Below are 18023 nucleotides of genomic sequence, written 5' to 3'. Positions count from 1 at the left end.
CGGGCATTTCGCCAAAAAATGGGAGACTTCACTTTATGACAATGAAGAAACTGGGCCTTGCGGCCGCACTTCTGGCTGGCACGGCGCTGGGCATCGCCACCCCCGCCCATGCCGAGGGCACCGTGAAGGTCGGTGTGCTGCAATCCCTGTCCGGCACCATGGCGATTTCCGAGGTGCCGTTGGAGGATGCCGAACTGCTGGCCATCGACCAGCTCAACGCCCAGGGCGGCGTGCTGGGCAAGAAGATCGTGCCGGTGGTGGAGGATGGTGCTTCCGACCCCGCGATCTTCGCGCAGAAAGCCACCAAGCTGTTGCAGCAGGACAAGGTGGTGACCGTGTTTGGCGGCTGGACCTCCGCCTCGCGCAAGGCGATGCTGCCGGTGTTCCAGCGCCTGCACGGACTGCTCTGGTATCCGGTGCAGTTCGAGGGCAATGAATGCTCGCCCAACATCATGTATTCCGGCGCGCAGCCCAACCAGCAGGCTCTGCCGGCCCTGGAATGGGCCGAAAAGCAGGGTTATAAGAAGATCTTCCTGGTCGGTTCCGATTATGTCTATCCCCGTACAGCGAATCTGATCCTGAAGAAGCATATCGCCCATGACGGTCTGACCCTCTCGGGTGAGGAATATGTCCCCCTCGGCGGCACGGATTTCTCCTCCATTATCGCGGAAATTCAGCGGACGAAGCCGGACATCATCATCAACACGTTGAACGGCGATTCCAACGTGTCCTTCTTCAAGCAGATGGCCGCGGCGGGCATGACACCGGACAAGATGCCGGTGATGAGCTTCTCCATCGCCGAGCCCGAGGCCAAGGCCATGGGGCCGAGCCTGCTGGCGGGATCCTACACGAGCTGGAATTATTTCCAGAGCTTGCCGGGTAAGATGAATGCCGATTTCGTGGCGGCTTATAAGGCCAAATACGGCAAGGATTCGGTGGTCGATGACCCGATGGTGCATGGTTACGAAGATGTGATGATCTGGGCGAAGGCCGCCGAGAAGGCGGGCAGCTTCGATCCTGAAAAAGTGCGCAACGCCGCGGTTTCCCTGGGCTTTGTCGACAGCCCGCTCGGCGAGGTCAAGTTCGACCCGAACCAGTCCATGGTGCAGAAGGCCTATATTGGCGAATTGCAGCCGGATGGCCAGTTCAAGATCATCTGGTCGTCTTCCGCGCCGATCAAGCCGCAGCCTTACGATCCGCTGACCTTCCCCGGCAAGACTTGCGGGGCGCATAGCAACTTCTAAGCAAAAAACGCGGCCTTTTTCGAAAAGGCCGCATCCCGTTTGGTGGAGTGCGACGGCATCTGGGCGGCCGGATGCCTGAATCGCCACCATATTCATGTTTTGAAGACGGATGCGGACATGAAACGAATTCGCGGGAGCGAAACCGTTTCATGCCATCCGGTTCTGACGCCAGCCCTTGGCATCCCGCCGAGGCTGACGTTTCAGGAGGGCCACATGCAGGAATCGGCTTTTCTCATCGGTCAGTTTTTTAACGGTTTTTCCGTGGCGTCCTTGTTCATCATGGCCGCTCTGGGGCTGGCCCTGTCCTTTGGGCTCATGCGCGTCATCAACATGGCGCATGGCGAAATGCTGATGCTGGGCGGGTATCTGGCTTATCTGACCCTTCTGGTCGTTCCCGGGCCGCTTGGCATCGTCGTGGCCATGCCGGTTGCCTTCATCGGCGCGGCATTGCTGGGTGCGGTGCTGGAATGCACGGTCATCCACCGTCTCTCCTCACGCCCTCTCGATACGCTTCTGGCCACGTGGGGGGTGTCGCTCATCCTGCAACAGGCGGCGCGCAATCTGTTCGGCGCCATTGGCGTGCAGGTGGTGGCGCCGGGCTGGCTCAACCATACGGTTACATTTTCATCTGGTTTCCTCTCGGGGCTGACGCTGCCGTATACGCGGCTTTTCATTCTCGCGGTCGCGGCCTTGATTCTTGGCGGTATTGCGCTGCTCATCAATAAAACCCGCCTCGGGCTCTACGTGCGGGCCGTGAACCAGGACCGCGCCACCGCATCCGCGATGGGCGTGAATGCGAGGTTGATCGATCTATGCGTGTTCGCGCTGGGCACGGGCGTTGCCGGCCTGGCGGGCGTCATCCTGGCCTTGCTGGGGCCCGTGACGCCGACAGTGGGGCAGAGCTATATCGTGCCAGCCTTTCTGGTCGTCATTCTGGGTGGGCTCGGCTCGCTGGTCGGCACCACGATCGCATCCATCATGGTCGGGCTGTTCACCGCGCTGGTGCAGATTTATGTCGATGTCAGCGTGGCGCAGGTCCTGTTGCTGGTCTTCGTGATCCTGTTCATTCAGATCCGCCCACAAGGCGTGATCACCGTGCGCTCGCGCGCATTGGAGGGGTAAGATGAAAACCTCCACGATCATTACAATTCTGGTTCTGCTTCTCGGTGCCGCCGCGCCCTGGCTCGTTTCTTCATATGAATTGTCGTTGCTAGGTCGGTTTCTGGCATTTTCACTGGTGGCGCTCGGCATCATGCTCATATGGGGAGAGGGGGGAATCCTCTCTTTGGGGCAGGGGGTGTTTTTTGGCTTGGGCGGTTATGCGTTGGCCATGCATCTCAAGATGGAAGGGCTGGACATCGCCAATGGCGACATGCCCGATTTCATGCAATGGAGCGGCGTTTCCGCCTTGCCGGCCTTTTGGCGCCCTTTTGCCAACCCCTGGTTCTCCTTGGTTTGCATCGTGCTGGTGCCTGGCGTGTTCGCCACCGCCTTTGCCTGGCTAATGTTCCGCCGGCGCATCGGCGGTGTGTATTTCGCGCTCATCACCCAGGCCTTGGCGCTGGCTTTCGCCACGCTGCTGATCAGTCAGCAAGCCTATACGGGCGGATTCAACGGCCTGACCGACTTTTCCACTTTCGATGGGTATGACATCACCAGCCGTTTTTCCGCCGAGGTCATTTACGGCATCACGTTCGTTCTGGTGGCGTTGTCTTATTTCTTTCTGCGCTGGCTGCTCTCCACGCGCTTTGGCATCATGTTGCGCGCCACGCGCGATGGGGAAAACCGCATCAGGTTCCTGGGGCATAATCCCTTGCCGTATAAGGTTGTCGCCTTTACCTTGGCGGGTATGCTCTCGGGCATGGGCGGGGCTTTGTTCACGCTCCATGCCGGTGTGATCTCCCCCGCGCTGGTCGGCGTGGTGCCTTCCATCGAGATGGTCGTCTGGGTTGCCGTCGGCGGGCGCGATGTTTTGTGGGGAGCTATCGCGGGCACGCTGCTGGTGAATTTCGCCAAGGATCAGATCAGTTCGGCACTGCCATCGCTCTGGCTTTATGCGCTGGGTGCTCTGTTCGTGCTGGTGGTCAGTTTTCTGCCCGGTGGCATAGCGGGCCTGCTGACGGGCGGGCGGCCAACATTGCGCTTGCCCCGCCGCCCCGCGAAGGAGGCCGCCCAATGAGCGCCATGCCCCCGCCACTCCTGAAAATGGAGAATGTCACGGTCGATTTCGATGGGTTCAAGGCGCTCACCAATGTCTCCATCGGCCTTGCGCCTTGTGCCTTGCGCATTCTCATCGGCCCCAACGGTGCCGGCAAATCCACTCTGTGCGACACGATCATTGGCCGCGTTCGCCCCACCTCCGGCAAGATCTGGTTCAAGGAGGATCTGATCACCTCCTTGCCGGAGCAGGAGATCGTCCGGCGCGGCATCTGTCGGAAATTCCAGACACCAGGCGTTCTGCCCGCCTTGACGGTTATGGAAAATCTGCTCGTCAGCGCGCGTAAGAACCGTGCCTGGTGGCATGCCTTAACCACGCGCGTGCCACCAGCCGAGATGCGGCGCGCGGAGGAGATTCTTGAAATTGTCGGGTTGACGGATCGCCGCGACGTGCCGGCCGCCAGCCTCGCCCATGGCGAAAAACAATGGCTGGAGATCGGCATGGTCGTCGCCACGGATGCTGACCTTCTGCTGCTGGATGAACCCACCGCCGGCATGGGCCCGCAGGATACGCAGCGCACCGCCGAGTTGATCCACTCCCTCATCGACCGTCATGCCGTACTGGTGATCGACCATGACATGAGCTTCGTGGAGGCGTTGAATGGGTACACCACGGTTCTGCATCAAGGACAGATCCTGAAGGAAGGCAGCGTCGCGGATATTCGCGCCGATGCGCAGGTCGAGGCCGTTTATCTCGGGAGGGCGAAGGAATGAGCCTGCTGGAACTGGAAGGAGTTGCCGCCGCTTACGGCCAAAGCCAGGTGCTTTGGAATATCGACATGGCGGTGGAGCGCGGCGCGGCCGTGGCGTTGATCGGGCGCAATGGCGTGGGCAAAACGACATTGCTCAATGCCATCGTTGGGGTTCACAAGCTCATGGCCGGGCGCTTGCGGTTCGATGAAGCCGACCTGACCGCCATGCCCGCGCATGGAAGGGCGCGGGCGGGTATTGGATTCGTGCCGCAAGGGCGGCATGTGTTTGCGCATCTTACGGTCATGGAGAATCTGACGGTCGGGCTGGCGGCGCTTGCGGGGCGCAAGGCGGTAAAGGATTCCGGCATCGCCAGTCATATTTTCGATCTTTTCCCCAAGCTCACCGAAATACGCCACCGTAAGGCAGGGCTGCTTTCCGGTGGCGAGCAGCAGCAGCTTGCCATTGGCCGCGCTTTGGCGGGGCAGCCGCGCCTATTGCTGCTGGATGAACCGACCGAGGGGATTCAGCCCAATGTGGTGCAGCAGATTGAGCAGGCCTTGCGTCGTATCCGCGCCGAACTCGGCATGACCATCGTGATCGTCGAGCAATATCTGGATTTCGCGTGGTCCTTCGCGGAAGCATATCACGTGATGCAGCGTGGGCGGATCGTCCGTTCCGGCAGTACGCGGACGGAAACGGCGGATGAGATCTCGCATCTGGTGAATATCTGATCTTCGCCGCCCTTGCGGGAGGACACGAGGCGGGGCGAGGCGGCGCACCGGATGGATCGATCCGCCGCCTTGGCCCAGGCGAGGTTATCGCGCCTGGGCGGAGCCGGTCTCGCGCAAGGCGAGTGTCAGCAGGAAGGCGAGGATGACCGCGCCGATCAGAATCAAATTCGCATCCTGGAAGGTATGCAACGTCAGTTTGTCGGCGACCGAAAAATGCTGCAAGGCCCAGCCAAAGACCGGCCCCAGCACGGCGCTGAAGCTGAAGACCAGGAAATTCATGGCGCCCGCCGTGCTGGCTTTCACCTGATCGGGATTGGCTTCCTTGATCATCGTATAGGGAATCATCGCCGACCCTGAGCCGATGCCGAAAATCAGCCCGGCGAGATAAGGCGGCAGGTCGCGCTCAAAATACAGGATACCGATGCCAGATATCAGCATGATGACGATTCCCGCGAACAAGGCCGGCTTGCGTCGCCCCATGCGGTCGGCGATATAGCCAAACAAGGGCGCGCCCACGACCCACCCCAAGGGGACCATCGAAGAGCGCATCACGGCTGTCGCGGTATTGACGTCCAACCCCGTATGCAGAAACCGCACGCCCCAGATCATATCGCTGATTTCCGTCGGCGCGAACAGCAACCCGGCGATGATCCCGCATAAGTAAGATTGCGGATTGGTCAGGATAATCTTGTACGGCGCGAACATATTCCGGGCGCTGCCGGATGCTGGGGTGCGGTTCGCGGGCGTCACCACGAAGAATATGACGGCGATGATGGCGAGCACGCCCCCCAGATAGACCCAGAAAGTCTGCCAAGAGACGATTGTCTGGATCAGCGGGCCGACACTGAACTGGCCGATGAACCCACCCATGAGCCCAGCGGCTTGCGTCAGGCCGATGACGGTTGCAAGCCAGCGCGAGGAAAATCCGCGCGCGGCGAGATAGACGGCACCCGTGAAGGCAAAGGCGGAACCAGCGCCCTGCAGCAGGCGCCCGAGTCCGGACCCGGTCACGCCCAACGCGCCGAAGGGAAACAGCACGCTGCCAAGCGCGACCGCGAGAATGCCGATCGTGATTGGCAGTTTGGTGCCCCAACGGTCGATGGATCCGCCGGCGATGATGGCAACCACCGCGTAGCTGTAATAAAACACCGAAACCAGTGTGCTGATGCCCAGCGCGCTCAATCCGAAAATCGACGATAATTGCGGGATCATCACGCTCGGCGCTGAGCGCATGGCGTATTGCAGAAGATAAAAGAGCAGGCAGATCAGCCAGGCCGCGACAAACCCCCAGCTTAGGATCACCGGCTCCGAACGCTTTGGTTCAGATTGTTCCATGACGTTTATAACCTCTTTTCATGAGCAGACTTTCAGAAGGGCCAAATGTTCGAAGTCCAGATATTGTTTGGTTGCGATTATGTTTTGTCAGGGAAAATACGAGGTCAGGATCGTCCGGTATTGCGCGCGCAAAAAGGCTTCCGCATCCCCCGCTTCATCCTTCACGGCCAGTTTTCCATGGAAATCGGAAATCTTGGCGAAGCCGCGCTGGGTCATCCAATGTCGTAAACCCTCCAGAAGCTTGCCGATATGATCTGGCCCATGCCGCAGCAAAGCCGAGGCCGTCATCACCGCGTCCGCGCCGGTCAGCAGATATTTGGCGACATCGGTGCCGTTCCATACGCCGGTGGAAGCGGCGATGGAGGTTTGCAGGCGGCTGGAGGCCAGGCCCGTCCACATCAGCGGCAGGCGCATCTCGTAAGATGTGCTCAGATGCAGCGTCTCCATGACACGCAGCGATGCGGGGTCGATGCCGGGTTCATAAAATCTGTTGAACAGAACCAGACCATCCGCGCCGGCGCGGACCAGCTTCAGCAGCATGTTTCCAGGGGCGCTGAAAAACGGCATGACCTTGACGCTGACGGGAATATTCACGACCGCCTTGACGCTTTTCAGGATCCGCGCATAGCTGTCCTCCAGCGCCGCGCCGCTTTCCTCCAAATCCGCCGGGATACGGTATAAATTCAATTCGATCGCGGCGGCGCCCGCCTGCTCCAGCTTTGCCGCGAATTTCACCCATCCCGCCTCGCTGCAACCGTTGAGGCTGGCAATGACCGGAACACCAGCCCGCTCTGCCGCGCGGCGCAAGAGGGTTAAACGCCCCTCCAGTACATCGCCTTGCAGGTCGGGGGGAAAATAGCCGGTTGCTTCCGGCTGGGCCTCGGCACCTTGCTCCAGCAGAAACGCCTCGCGCATTTCTTCTTCCGTGATCTGCTCCTCATAGATGGAGGCCATGACGATCGCGGCCGCGCCAGCATCCGCCAGCCGCAAGACACCGTCGAGATCGGCGCTCAATGGCGAGGCGGAGGCAATGACGGGATGCTTCAAGTCCAGTCCAAGATATTTCGTGCTCAGATCCATGGTGTGAAACCTCTTTGTCGATACCGCGCCTTATTCCACGTCTTCCCAATGCGGCAGGAAGCGGCTGCCATCGCGCGCGGCCATGTCCTCATAGGTGCGGTAGCGCTCATTGGCGGCGGCCTCGGCCTGGTGCAACATATGGCCCGCCGCTTCCGGATGGGTGCGGGTCAATGTCTTGTAGCGTAGTTCACTATAGGCATAGTCCTTGAAGGGAATGCGCGCGCGTGTTGAATCCAGCCGGAAGGGATTGAGGCCGGATTTTCGCATTGTCGGGTCGAACCGGAAGAGCGGCCAATAGCCGGAGGCAACGGCCCGGGCCTGCTGTTTCATGCCGGTCCGCATATCGATGCCATGGGCGATGCATTGGGAGTAAGCCAGGATCAGGGAAGGCCCATCATAGGCTTCCGCCTCGCGCAGGGCGATCAGTGCCTGTTCCGGATTGGCGCCCAGAGCGATCTGGGCTACATAGATATTGCCATAGGAAATCGCCTGAAGCGCCAGATCCTTGCGGGGAATGCGCTTGCCCGCCGCCGCGAATTTGGCCGCGGCGGCAATTGGCGTGGCCTTGGAGGATTGCCCTCCCGTGTTGGAATAAACCTCGGTATCCAGCACCAGAACATTGACGTTACGCCCTTGAGCCAGAACATGATCGAGGCCACCATAGCCTATATCATAGGCCCAGCCATCGCCGCCGATGATCCAGACCGAGCGGCGCACCAGAAAATCCGCGACGCTGAGCAGGGTTTTCGCATCTGGCGTTGCCAGCGCTTCCAACTTGCCCTTCAGGGCGGTGACCCTGTCGCGCTGCGCCGCATATTCGGATTCCGTGTGCTGCACGGACCCCAAAACCGCCCGCGCCAAGTCGTCGCCGATTATGTCAGACAATTTTTCGACGAGATCGCGCGCCAGCGCCGTTTGCTTGTCCACGGCCAAGCGGAAGCCGAGGCCGAATTCCGCATTATCCTCGAAGAGTGAGTTCGACCAGGCGACACCGCGTCCTTCGGCATTGGCCTTCCACGGATGAGCAGGGGTATTGCCGGCGAAAATGGAGGAACAACCGGTGGCGTTGGCGATTTGCAGCCTGTCGCCGAAAAGCTGGGATACGAGCTTCAGATAAGGCGCCTCACCGCACCCGGGGCAGGCGCCGCTAAATTCAAAGAGCGGCTCCAGGAACTGGACACCGCGCACATTCGCGGCATTGACCCGTGTGCGCGCCACGCCGGGCAATTTTTCAAAGAAGCTGATATTCTCACGCTCTTGCGCCAGAATGGGCAGCTTCTCCCCCATATTGATGGCGCGGTGCGACCCATCCCCGGCGATGGCGGGGCAATTCTCGACGCAAACGCCGCAGCCCGTGCAATCCTCGACATAAAATTGCAGCGTGAATTTCGAGTCAGGATAACCGCGCGCATTGACGGGGGCCGATTTGAAGGCGGCCGGCGCATCGGTCAATTCATCCTCGGCATAGGTCTTGGCGCGGATCACGCTGTGCGGGCAGACGATGCTGCATTGCCCGCATTGGATGCATGTATCCGGATCCCAGATGGGAACCTCGATGGCGGTGTTGCGCTTTTCATATTGCGTGGTGCCGCCGGGGAAGGTGCCGTCGGCTGGAATCTGGCTGACAGGAATCCTGTCTCCCCGCCCGGCGATGATTTCTCCCGTGACATGCCGCACGAAGGGTGGCGCGGCGGGCGATACGATGGGCGGCATCTCCAAGGTGCCAGTGGCGTGCGCTGGAATTTTTACCTCATGCAAGGCGGCAATGGCGGCATCCACCGCCGCGAAATTCAGATTGACGACCACTTCGCCCTTCTTGCCGTAGGTCTTCTGGATGGCATGCTTGATCTCCTGAATGGCCTGATCGGGCGGCAGCACATGGGAGAGGTGGAAGAAGCAGGTTTGCAGAATGGTGTTCACCCGCGCCCCCAGCCCCAGCCGCAAGGCGACTTCGGAGGCGTCGATCACATAAAAGCGCAGCTTCCTGGTGATGATTTGCTCCTGCACCTCGCGGGGCAGCCTGTCCCAGACCTCCTCGGTCTTATAAGGGCTGTTCAGCAGAAAAATGGCGCCGTTATTGGCCGCGCCGAGCATGTCGCGCTTGAACAGAAAATCGAATTTATGGCAGGCGATGAAATCCGCATGGCGGATCAGATAGGGGGCGCTGATCGGGGCCGTGCCGAAGCGCAGATGCGAGGCGGTTTCCGCTCCGGATTTATGGGAATCATAATCGAAATAGGCCTGTGCGTAACGCTCCGCTCCTTCGCTGAGGATTTTCACGCTATTCTTGTTGGCGCCCACGGTTCCATCAGCGCCCAACCCGTAAAACAGGCAGCGCACCGTGCCCTTCGGTTCGATGTCCAGCGTTTCGTCGTAATCGAGATTGCTGTGGGTGACATCGTCGATGACACCGACGGTGAAATGGTTTTTAGGATCGGCCTTGGCCAGTTCGTCAAACACCGCCTTGGCCATGCCAGGGTTGAAGTCGCGTGAGGACAGCCCGTACCTGCCACCGATCACACGCGGCATATGGTCGATCTTACCCGTGGCCAGTGCTTCCGCCAGCACGCCCACCACATCCGCGTAAAGCGGTTCCATTGGCGCGCCCGGCTCCTTGGTGCGGTCGAGCACGGCGATGGATTTCACGCTCGCGGGCAGGGCGGCCAGAAAATGCGCGGCCGAGAACGGCCGGTAGAGCAACACTTGCAGCGCTCCCACTTTTTCACCCTTGCCGTTCAGCCAGTTCGCCGTTTCACGAACGACTTCCGCGCTCGACCCCATGCAGATGACGACGCGTTCCGCATCCACGGGGCCCTCGTAACGGAAGAGTTCATAGCGCCGCCCTGTCAGGGATGCGAATTTGCTCATGGCCTCCCGCACGATCTCGGGCACGCGGTCATAATACGGATTGACCGCCTCGCGTGTCTGGAAATACGTATCCGGGTTTTGCCAGGTGCCGCGAATGAAGGGGCGGTCCGGGCTGAGCGCGCGTTCGCGGTGCGCGCGCACCAGATCGTCGTCGATCATGGCGCGCACTGTCTCATCCGGTATCAAGGTGAGCTTGTTATATTCATGCGATGTCCTGAAACCATCCGTATAGTGGATGAAGGGCACGCGCGCCGCCAGTGTGGCCGCTTGCGCGATGAGCGCCAGATCGTGCCCTTCCTGCACCGAGGCCGCGCCAAGAATGGCAAAGCCCGTGGTGCGCGCCGCCATGATGTCCTGATGGTCGCCGAAGATGGAGGAGGTGCCCGCCGCCAGCGCGCGCGCCGCGACATGGAAGACTGTCGAGGTCAGTTCCCCCGCGATCTTGAACATGTTCGGCAGCATGAGCATGAGCCCCTGCGAGGCGGTAAAGGTCGTCGTCAGCGCGCCGCTTTGCAAGGCGCCATGCACACATCCCGCGGCACCGCCCTCCGCCTGCATTTCCTGAACAACGGGAATATTTCCCCATATATTGCGGATGTTTTCGTCCGCCCAGCTATCCGCCAGTTCGGCCATGGGCGAGGACGGGGTGATCGGAAAAATCGCGCACACCTCGTTGACGCGATAAGCGATATGCGCGACGGCGGTGTTGCCGTCCATCGTCACGGTCTGTTCGGTCATCTCGGTCATCTTTCTTTCAGGCGCGCAGTTTGAAGCCAGCGGGGGCGAGCGAGGCGGCGGTGCCGCCCATGGTGGGCTCGGGTTCCATTTCGATGGCGTGGCAAGGACATTGTTCGAAGCAGGCGGCGCAGCCCGTGCAAAGATCCATCGACACCTCATAGCCTTGCCCAGGCCCCAGCCGGGTGATGGCCTGCTCCGGGCATGCCGCGAAGCAATTGTCGCATTCAAAACAATTTCCGCAGGACAGGCAGCGTTGCGCCTCGCGCCGGGCCGCCTGTTCGGTCAAGCCGGCGGTGATTTCCTCAAAACCCTGGCGCTCTTGCGGCGGGCGTTCCGTCTGGGCGTGCGGCGCGGCATCCATGAAATCGGGCAGATGCAGCATGCCGAAACCGACCAGCGGGTGAGATTCAGGATGCTGATAGGTCTTTCCTTGCAAATAAGCGTCGATGGCCCTGGCCGCTTGCTTGCCGTGGCCCGTGGCGGCCGTCATGGTGCGCGCCCCGCCGATGCAATCTCCTCCCGCGAAAATGCCCGCATGCGCGGTCATCATCGTGGCATCGACCGTCACCGTGCCGTCATGCTTGACCTGTATGTCAGGCAGGCGGTGCAGCAGGGAAAGGTCGCTATGTTGACCGACCGCGAGCACCACGGCATCCGCGGACAGATGTTCGACCTCACCGGTCGGCGTCACGCTGCCATCAGGATTCATCGAGACTTTCTCGACGGTGATGCCATCCGCGCCGAACTGGTCGATCACGCTGAGCCATCTGATCTTCGTGCCTTCGGCAAAGGCTTCATCGGCCTCGGATTTATGCGCTTCCATATGCGCCTCGTCGTAACGGAAGATCAGCACCGTCTCCGTGGCGCCCAGCCGTTCGGCCGTGCGCGCGGCATCCATGGCGACATTGCCACCGCCGACAATGGCGACCCTGCGGCCCAGAAGCGGGCGCTTGCCCTGGCTGACATCGCTCAGCAGGCTGATGGCATCGACCATCTTGTACCCATCTCCGGATGGGATATGCAGGTGGTTGGCGAGTTGCGCGCCAACGCCGACAAACACCGCGTCGAACCCGCCCTCGGCCTTGGCGTGTACGACATCCTCGATCCGCCGGCCGCAATGCAGGCTGACCCCCGGCATGGTTGTGATCCGGGCGATTTCACGCTCAAGCGGTTCGCGCGGCAAACGATAGGCGGGAATGCCATATTGCATCATGCCGCCGGGGCGTTCGCCCGCATCGTGAATTTCCACCCCATGGCCGAGGCGGGCAAGATGATAGGCGCAGGACAGGCCGGCTGGCCCCGCTCCCACGACGAGCACACGCTTGCCCGTGGGCGCGGCCGTGCTCACGCTCCAGCCTTTTTCCACGGCCAGATCGCCCAGGAAGCGTTCGACGGCATGGATGGACACGGCGCTGTCCAACTCGCCCCGGTTGCAGGCGGTCTCGCATGGATGATAGCAGGCCCGGCCATGGGTGGCGGGCATGGGGTTGTTGTTCACCAGGGCGTGCCAGGCTTGTTCATGGGCGCCAGATTGGGCGAGGGCCAGCCAGCCCTGAATATCCTCTCCCGCGGGGCAGGCATGGTTACAGGGCGGCAGAAAATGCTTGTAGACAGGGTGCTGCCAGCGATGGGTGCCAACGCCTCGCCTGGTTGTTTCTTGCAAAACCTGTGTCAGATCCTGAAGTTTTAGGGTCATTGGCGGCATCCAATCCTGCTAAATAACGTACCAGACCGTCCGTTTTTGTCCGGCGCGCCCAGCGTGTTCTCAAACCAGAAGATATTCATTCTGGGCCGCAACCTCAGGCATGGCAGCGATTCTGTCTTTGATTTTGGTCAAGATGGCGCGGAATTGGCCGGTATGACGGCCTGGCGCGGGCTGGACCGTCATAAGGCGTCAGTGACATTATGTTAGAACCGGAAAGAGACGCCTCCATGTCTCGCGCGCTTCAATTCTGGACCAGGTATGTGGTTGGGCTACAATGACGCGCCGTTTATCGAGGATAGGATGGAGACACGCCGCATGAAGGCAAAGCCCTATGATTGGCCGCACGATGGGGATCCGACCCCCCGCGAGACCGCCCTGCTGGTCATCGACATGCAAAGGGATTTTTGCGATCCCCAGGGATATGTCGCCGCCATGGGATACGACATCGAGCCCGCGCGGCGCATCATTCCAAACATCGCCACCGTCAAGGATGCTGTATCCAAATGGGGCGGGCTTGTTGTTCAGACCAGGGAAGGGCATAGGCCCGACCTGTCGGATCTATTCCCATTCAAGGCATGGCGGTCGCGCAATGCGGGGGTTGAGATCGGCATGACGGGGCCGTTGGGGCGCGTGCTTGTCAGGGGAGAGGAGGGGTGGCGGATCATCCCGGAATTGGCTCCCGCCCCTTCGGAGATCCTGATCGACAAACCCGGATATAGCGCCTTTCAAGCCACGGACCTGCATCAGATTCTCGTGGCCAGGGGCGTCGGAAAACTCATCCTCACCGGCGTTACAACCGACGTTTGCGTGCACTCAACCTTACGTCACGCAACCGACCTGGGATATGAATGCCTTGTGCTGGAGGATGCATGCGCCGCCACGGTGCCGGCACATCACGACGCCGCCATTGGCACGATCGCCACCGAGGGGGGTATTTTTGGCGCCGTCACGCAAAGCAATGTCTTATGCGCGTTTCTTTCAGGACGCGAGAAAATCTAGAGCCGTCTTCGTCGAGCCAAGGCGAACGGAACATGCTCCAGCCCGGTAAAACGAGGCAATTACAATATGGTGCTGACGCCTCCGCCAAGGCCTGCGCCAGCCATTCGTGGCTCCTCGGTGCACCGCCTTCTTGACAGGCGTTTACTTGCGGGTAATTAATCCAATTATCGACCAATTTGACCGATATTCGGTTAATCGTCTAAATCATAGAAGATAATCTGGCGCACAACGCGCCTGACCAAAGAGGGGAAAGTCCGATTATCGGCCGCCGCTGAGCCGCCGCTTGCTTCACCGGCGCATGGCCGTCTTATCATTCAGAAAAAACGAGGAAGAGGATCATGAGTTCCAACCATCCGCCAGCCGCGCAAGGCGGCCTGGCCGACAAGGGCATCGTCGCCAGGATTGTTTATGTTTTCGAGCGTCTGCTGCCGGACCCGTTCATCCTGTCCATCGGGCTGACGGTGCTGGTCGCGTTGCTGGCGGTTGCCTTGGTGCCGGGCACCACGGCACCCAAGCTGTTGAATAGCTGGTACACGGGCGCGTTCAAGATTCTGCAATTCGCTTTTCAGATGGTGCTGATTCTGGCGACAGGCTTCGCGGTGGCGGATGCGCCCATCGTGCGTGGGGCGCTGGGGGCCATGGCCCGGCGGGTGAACTCACCGGCTCAGGCGATGATGCTGCTGTTTCCGGTTGTCGCCTTGGCGGCCTGGTTGAATTGGGGGCTGGGGCTGGTGGTGGCCGCGTTTCTCTCGCGTGAGATCGCGCGCCAGACGCGGGTGGATTTCGGCTGGCTGGTCGCGGCCAGCTACTCCGCCTGGTCTGTTTGCAATAACGGGCTGTCCAGTTCCATCGCGCTGACCCAGGCCACGCATGGCAATGAGCTGAATTTCGTCGAGAAGGCCACCGGCCAGATCATCCCGCTCAGCCAGACGATCTTCGCGCCCTTCGTGCTGGTGCCGACGATTTCCATCGTTCTGGTGATGGCGGTGATCTTCGCCTGGATTCATCCGAAAGGCGATGCGGTGCAGCCATTGCGGGAAACCGGCGCGGCGCCGGAGGAGGCGGACAGCCATAGCCGCTCTGCCCTGGCGCCCGACTCTCCCGCGGCACGGATGGAACGCTCCCCCATCGGCACGCTCATCCTGCTCGCCGTCGGGTTGGGGCTGATCTATCTCAAGGTGTCCACCCATAAATTCGCGCTGGACATCAACATGACCATCCTGATCTTCCTGCTGGCGGGGCTGGCCTTGCAGGGCCGGCCGATCAATTACGCCAATGCCATCCGCGCGGCGGTGAAGCAGACCGGTTCGATGGTGCTGCAATATCCAATGTATGGCGGCATCATGGGCATCATGGCGGGCACCGGGCTGGCGGCGCTGATCGCCAAGGGCTTCGTGGACATTGCGACCGGCACGACCTTGCCGCTGTGGAGCTATGTCAGCTCCATGATCATCACGCTGTTGGTTCCCAGTGCCGGTGGCCATTGGGCCGTGCAGGGACCCTTCGTGGTGCCCGCCGCCGTGGCGTTGCACGCCGATGCCGCGCGTACCGCGATGGGCGTGGCGATGGCGGAAAATGTCTCCAACATGCTGCAACCCTTCTGGGCGGTGCCGGTTGTCGCCATGGCGGGCATACGCTTGCAGCGCGTGATGGGGTACACCGCGATCACCTTCGTGGTGACGTTCGTGATCTACGGCGCCAGCCTGCTGTTCGTGCCTTAAGACCCTATCCCTGAAATTCGTGGGCGAATTGCGGGGATAGGCAGGCCACGCGGCAATTGAGGTCGCACATTTCCGCTTTGAATCTGAAATCCATCGGATTTCAGATTCAGCGGATTAGACGACGCTCAGTTTCACATCCACGCTTTTATGGATGGCGTTGGAGTAGGGGCAGACAATATGTGCCTTTTGCACCAGCGCTTCCAGCACGGCCTTGTCCACGCCTGGCGCGGTGACGGCCAGTGCGGCGGTGATGCCAAAACCACCGCCATCCACGCGCGGGCCGATGCCGATCGCGGCGCTGACCTGGGTCTCCTCCGGCAATTTCACATGCTCCTGTCCTGCCACTAGCTTCAGCGCCCCCAGAAAGCAGGCGGAATAGCCGACCGAAAAAAGCTGTTCCGGGTTGGTGCCGGGCCCGTCATCGCCGCCCAGCCCCTTGGGCACGCTCAGCCTGACATTCACCTTGCCGTCGTCGCTGGCTCCCTGGCCGGCGCGCCCGCCAGTGGCGTGACCATGGGCGGTATAGAGAATTTCCTTGACGCTCATTCCGGGTCTCCTTTTTTAGCTCTCCCTGCATGTGGCGTCGGCACATCCTGGCGCAAGGGCGGGTTTAGCGGAGCGCGTGACAGAATCCTGAAATCCGCTGGCAGGCTTCCAGCAGCCGGGGCAGGGCGGTGGCCGTGGAGATGCGGATATGCGGGCTGAGCCCGAAGGCCGCGCCCTGCACCACCCCCACCAGGGCTTCTTCCAGCAAGGCCATGGCGAAATCGCCGTCCGAGCCGATGCGCCGCCCCCCCGCGCTGGTCTTGCCCAGGCACCCGGCGATGCTGGGGAACACATAAAACGCCCCGTCCGGCCGGTGGCAGGTCAGGCCCGGCACCTGATTCAGCGCCGCCAGCACCGCATCGCGCCGTTGCTCGTAGGAGGCGGCCCGCTCGGCCAGAAAATCCTGTGTCCCGGTCAGCGCGGCCAGCGCCGCCGCTTGGCCGACGGAGGAAACACCGGAGGTGGCGGTGGCCTGCACGATGGTGGCGGCCTTGATCATCTCCGCGGGGCCGATGCACCAGCCGATCCGCCAGCCCGTCATCGCATAGGTCTTGGACACGCCGGAGAGCGTCACCACCCGGTCCCTTAAATCCGGCGCCACGCCCAGCAGCGCATGGTGCCGGGCCCCGCCGAAGAGCAGATGCTCATAGATGTCGTCGCTCAGCACCCAGACATGCGGATATTGCCGCAGCACGTCCGCCAGCGCGGCCAGCGCCTCGCGCGAGATGGTGGCGCCGGAGGGGTTGCTGGGATAGTTCAGCAGCAGCAGCTTGGTGCGCCCGGTAATTGCGGCGGCCAGCGCCTCCGGTTGCAGCACGAAGCCTTGTTCCTGCGGGCATGGCACGAAAACCGGCACGCCGCCGGCGAATTTCACCGTCTGCTCATAGCCCGCCCAGGCCGGCGCGGGAATGATCACTTCGTCCCCCGGGCCGATCAACGACATCACGATGTTGAAAATGCCCTGCTTGCCGCCATTGGTGATCAGTACATCCCGCGCGGGCGTGGCCAGCCCATGCTCGCGGGTGAATTTGTCCGCCACGGCGGCGCGCAGCGCCTCGGTGCCCCCCAGCGGTGGGTATTTGGTCTCCCCGCGCCGCGCGGCCGCGTGGGCGGCTTCCACCACATGTGGCGGGGTCGGAAAATCCGGCTCGCCAAGGGAGAGGGAGATCACATCCTTGCCCTCGGCGCGCAATGCGCGCGCGCGCGCGGCCATGGCGAATGTGGCGGCCAGCTCCGTGCGGCCAATGCGTGCGGCGTATTCTGTCATGCGGGCGGTTTATGCGCGGCCCCGGCGCTCGGCAAGTTCAGGCCTCGCGCGGGCGCAGCACGGGCAGCCAGCGGCGGCGTTTTGGCTCCTGCTCATCCGCCTTACCGGCCTGAACAGGCATGGCCAACGCCATCGCGAACTTGGTCATGCGATAGGCGGCATCCGGGTTGCGCTTGAAATAAGCCCGGATAATGGCGTCGGCCTCCACATCCAGAGGCTCCTGCGCGCTGCCCGCCACATGCTCAAGAAAAGCCAGAATCGTTTTGTGTTCTTGCAGTGTCACAAGGGAATTTTTAGCGGCAAAAACCCAGTGCGGGGCAAGAGGGATTTTGCGTCATTACCTCGAATTCATGCCGGGGGCATGAGCCTAATAGATTGATAAATAAAGAGCAAATGGCCATCGCGTTGAAATTCACTAATGCGTGACATGCCGATGGAACTAAGCACTTGCCGGGAGGCGAAATTATCCTCGCGCGCCACGGCGATCACACATTCCAGCTTGGCCGTGTCATGCGCATAGATCAACGCGGCGGAAGCCGCCTCGCGCGCCAGCCCCTTGCCGCGCTCATCCGGAAAAAAGGCGAAGCGCAGCGCCACGCCCCGCCCGTCGGGCCGCTGCATCAAGGCGGTGATGCCGAGAAAACGCCCCCGCAATGCCCGCACCGCCCACATGCCATAGCCATATTGGCCCCAGCCCTGAATCTCCAGGGCAAGTTCCTCGGCGGTTTGCTGGGGGCTACGCACCCCTCCGAGCATGAGGGCGAAGGCGCGCGGATCCCCCTTCAGCCGGATGAGGTCCGGCAGGTCCCTGTATCCTACAGGGGTGAGGCGCATCCGCGCCGTGGTCACCACCCAGGCTGATGAAATGCTCATGGCCGG

The 18023-nt window shown here is 61.4% G+C and carries 15 protein-coding genes; 7 read left to right on the top strand and 8 right to left on the bottom strand.

Annotated features, from left to right (window positions below; translation table 11 throughout):
- Positions 1-35: 35 nt before the first annotated feature.
- The 5 genes from urtA to urtE all read left to right on the top strand — a co-directional run bounded on the left by urtA (position 36) and on the right by urtE (position 4885).
- A complete protein-coding gene (gene urtA, locus AB7D48_RS06295; RefSeq protein WP_427976610.1) occupies positions 36-1244 on the top strand; it encodes an urea ABC transporter substrate-binding protein in 1209 nt (402 codons plus the stop codon).
- A 213-nt stretch (positions 1245-1457) separates the two neighbouring features.
- Positions 1458-2366: an urea ABC transporter permease subunit UrtB gene (gene urtB / locus AB7D48_RS06290; RefSeq protein ID WP_427976608.1), complete on the top strand. Its 909-nt coding sequence runs from the start codon at positions 1458-1460 to the stop codon at positions 2364-2366.
- 1 nt (position 2367) lies between these two features.
- Entirely contained in the window at positions 2368-3423 is a 1056-nt protein-coding gene (gene urtC / locus AB7D48_RS06285) for an urea ABC transporter permease subunit UrtC (protein ID WP_427976606.1), read from the top strand.
- Positions 3420-4175, top strand: a complete 756-nt coding sequence (gene urtD, locus AB7D48_RS06280; protein WP_427976604.1) for an urea ABC transporter ATP-binding protein UrtD — start codon at positions 3420-3422, stop codon at positions 4173-4175. Before urtC ends, urtD begins: the two co-directional genes overlap by 4 nt.
- Complete coding sequence (urtE, locus tag AB7D48_RS06275) at positions 4172-4885, top strand: urea ABC transporter ATP-binding subunit UrtE (RefSeq protein WP_427976602.1); 714 nt, start codon at positions 4172-4174, stop codon at positions 4883-4885. The genes urtD and urtE overlap by 4 nt, the downstream gene beginning before the upstream one ends.
- Before the next feature lie 84 nt (positions 4886-4969).
- Here urtE and AB7D48_RS06270 read toward each other — a convergent pair whose 3' ends face one another.
- The 4 genes from AB7D48_RS06270 to AB7D48_RS06255 all read right to left on the bottom strand — a co-directional run bounded on the left by AB7D48_RS06270 (position 4970) and on the right by AB7D48_RS06255 (position 12602).
- A complete protein-coding gene (locus tag AB7D48_RS06270; protein WP_427976599.1) occupies positions 4970-6220 on the bottom strand; it encodes an MFS transporter in 1251 nt (416 codons plus the stop codon).
- An 87-nt stretch (positions 6221-6307) separates the two neighbouring features.
- Entirely contained in the window at positions 6308-7300 is a 993-nt protein-coding gene (locus AB7D48_RS06265) for a dihydroorotate dehydrogenase-like protein (protein WP_427976597.1), read from the bottom strand.
- Positions 7301-7330: 30 nt separating this feature from the next.
- Positions 7331-10915, bottom strand: a complete 3585-nt coding sequence (nifJ, locus tag AB7D48_RS06260; RefSeq protein WP_427976594.1) for a pyruvate:ferredoxin (flavodoxin) oxidoreductase — start codon at positions 10913-10915, stop codon at positions 7331-7333.
- A 7-nt stretch (positions 10916-10922) separates the two neighbouring features.
- Positions 10923-12602, bottom strand: a complete 1680-nt coding sequence (locus AB7D48_RS06255) for an NAD(P)-binding protein (RefSeq protein ID WP_427976592.1) — start codon at positions 12600-12602, stop codon at positions 10923-10925.
- A 324-nt stretch (positions 12603-12926) separates the two neighbouring features.
- Between AB7D48_RS06255 and AB7D48_RS06250 the strand changes: the two genes are divergently transcribed.
- Positions 12927-13610 (top strand): cysteine hydrolase family protein, encoded by a 684-nt coding sequence (locus tag AB7D48_RS06250; RefSeq protein WP_427976590.1) that lies wholly within the window; start codon positions 12927-12929, stop codon positions 13608-13610.
- A gap of 338 nt (positions 13611-13948) precedes the next feature.
- Entirely contained in the window at positions 13949-15331 is a 1383-nt protein-coding gene (locus AB7D48_RS06245; protein ID WP_427976588.1) for a TIGR00366 family protein, read from the top strand.
- Between the two features lie 114 nt (positions 15332-15445).
- On the opposite strand, the gene AB7D48_RS06240 is transcribed toward AB7D48_RS06245, so the two are convergent.
- The 4 genes from AB7D48_RS06240 to AB7D48_RS06225 form a co-directional block, all read right to left on the bottom strand.
- Positions 15446-15877, bottom strand: coding sequence for an organic hydroperoxide resistance protein (locus AB7D48_RS06240; protein WP_427976586.1), 432 nt, complete (start codon positions 15875-15877; stop codon positions 15446-15448).
- A 64-nt stretch (positions 15878-15941) separates the two neighbouring features.
- On the bottom strand, positions 15942-17144 hold the full coding sequence (locus tag AB7D48_RS06235; protein ID WP_427976583.1) for a pyridoxal phosphate-dependent aminotransferase: 1203 nt from the start codon (positions 17142-17144) through the stop codon (positions 15942-15944).
- Positions 17145-17181: 37 nt separating this feature from the next.
- Positions 17182-17427 (bottom strand): hypothetical protein, encoded by a 246-nt coding sequence (locus AB7D48_RS06230; RefSeq protein WP_427976581.1) that lies wholly within the window; start codon positions 17425-17427, stop codon positions 17182-17184.
- A gap of 65 nt (positions 17428-17492) precedes the next feature.
- Positions 17493-18017, bottom strand: a complete 525-nt coding sequence (locus tag AB7D48_RS06225) for a GNAT family N-acetyltransferase (protein WP_427976578.1) — start codon at positions 18015-18017, stop codon at positions 17493-17495.
- Positions 18018-18023: the final 6 nt, after the last annotated feature.

The organism is Acidocella sp., from assembly GCF_050253495.1.
Classification (GTDB): Bacteria; Pseudomonadota; Alphaproteobacteria; order Acetobacterales; family Acetobacteraceae; genus Acidocella.
The sequence above is the reverse complement of the archived record's forward strand: the minus strand, read 5'-3'. Positions and strand labels throughout refer to the sequence as shown.

Coding starts and splice junctions, on each gene's coding strand:
- urtA (WP_427976610.1), top strand. CDS start 36: ATGACAATGAAGAAACTGGGCCTTGCGGCCGCACTTCTGGCTGGCACG.
- urtE (WP_427976602.1), top strand. CDS start 4,172: ATGAGCCTGCTGGAACTGGAAGGAGTTGCCGCCGCTTACGGCCAAAGC.
- AB7D48_RS06225 (WP_427976578.1), bottom strand. CDS start 18,017: ATGAGCATTTCATCAGCCTGGGTGGTGACCACGGCGCGGATGCGCCTC.
- AB7D48_RS06245 (WP_427976588.1), top strand. CDS start 13,949: ATGAGTTCCAACCATCCGCCAGCCGCGCAAGGCGGCCTGGCCGACAAG.
- urtC (WP_427976606.1), top strand. CDS start 2,368: ATGAAAACCTCCACGATCATTACAATTCTGGTTCTGCTTCTCGGTGCC.
- AB7D48_RS06235 (WP_427976583.1), bottom strand. CDS start 17,144: ATGACAGAATACGCCGCACGCATTGGCCGCACGGAGCTGGCCGCCACA.
- nifJ (WP_427976594.1), bottom strand. CDS start 10,915: ATGACCGAGATGACCGAACAGACCGTGACGATGGACGGCAACACCGCC.
- AB7D48_RS06265 (WP_427976597.1), bottom strand. CDS start 7,300: ATGGATCTGAGCACGAAATATCTTGGACTGGACTTGAAGCATCCCGTC.
- urtB (WP_427976608.1), top strand. CDS start 1,458: ATGCAGGAATCGGCTTTTCTCATCGGTCAGTTTTTTAACGGTTTTTCC.
- AB7D48_RS06250 (WP_427976590.1), top strand. CDS start 12,927: ATGAAGGCAAAGCCCTATGATTGGCCGCACGATGGGGATCCGACCCCC.
- AB7D48_RS06255 (WP_427976592.1), bottom strand. CDS start 12,602: ATGACCCTAAAACTTCAGGATCTGACACAGGTTTTGCAAGAAACAACC.
- AB7D48_RS06240 (WP_427976586.1), bottom strand. CDS start 15,877: ATGAGCGTCAAGGAAATTCTCTATACCGCCCATGGTCACGCCACTGGC.
- urtD (WP_427976604.1), top strand. CDS start 3,420: ATGAGCGCCATGCCCCCGCCACTCCTGAAAATGGAGAATGTCACGGTC.
- AB7D48_RS06270 (WP_427976599.1), bottom strand. CDS start 6,220: ATGGAACAATCTGAACCAAAGCGTTCGGAGCCGGTGATCCTAAGCTGG.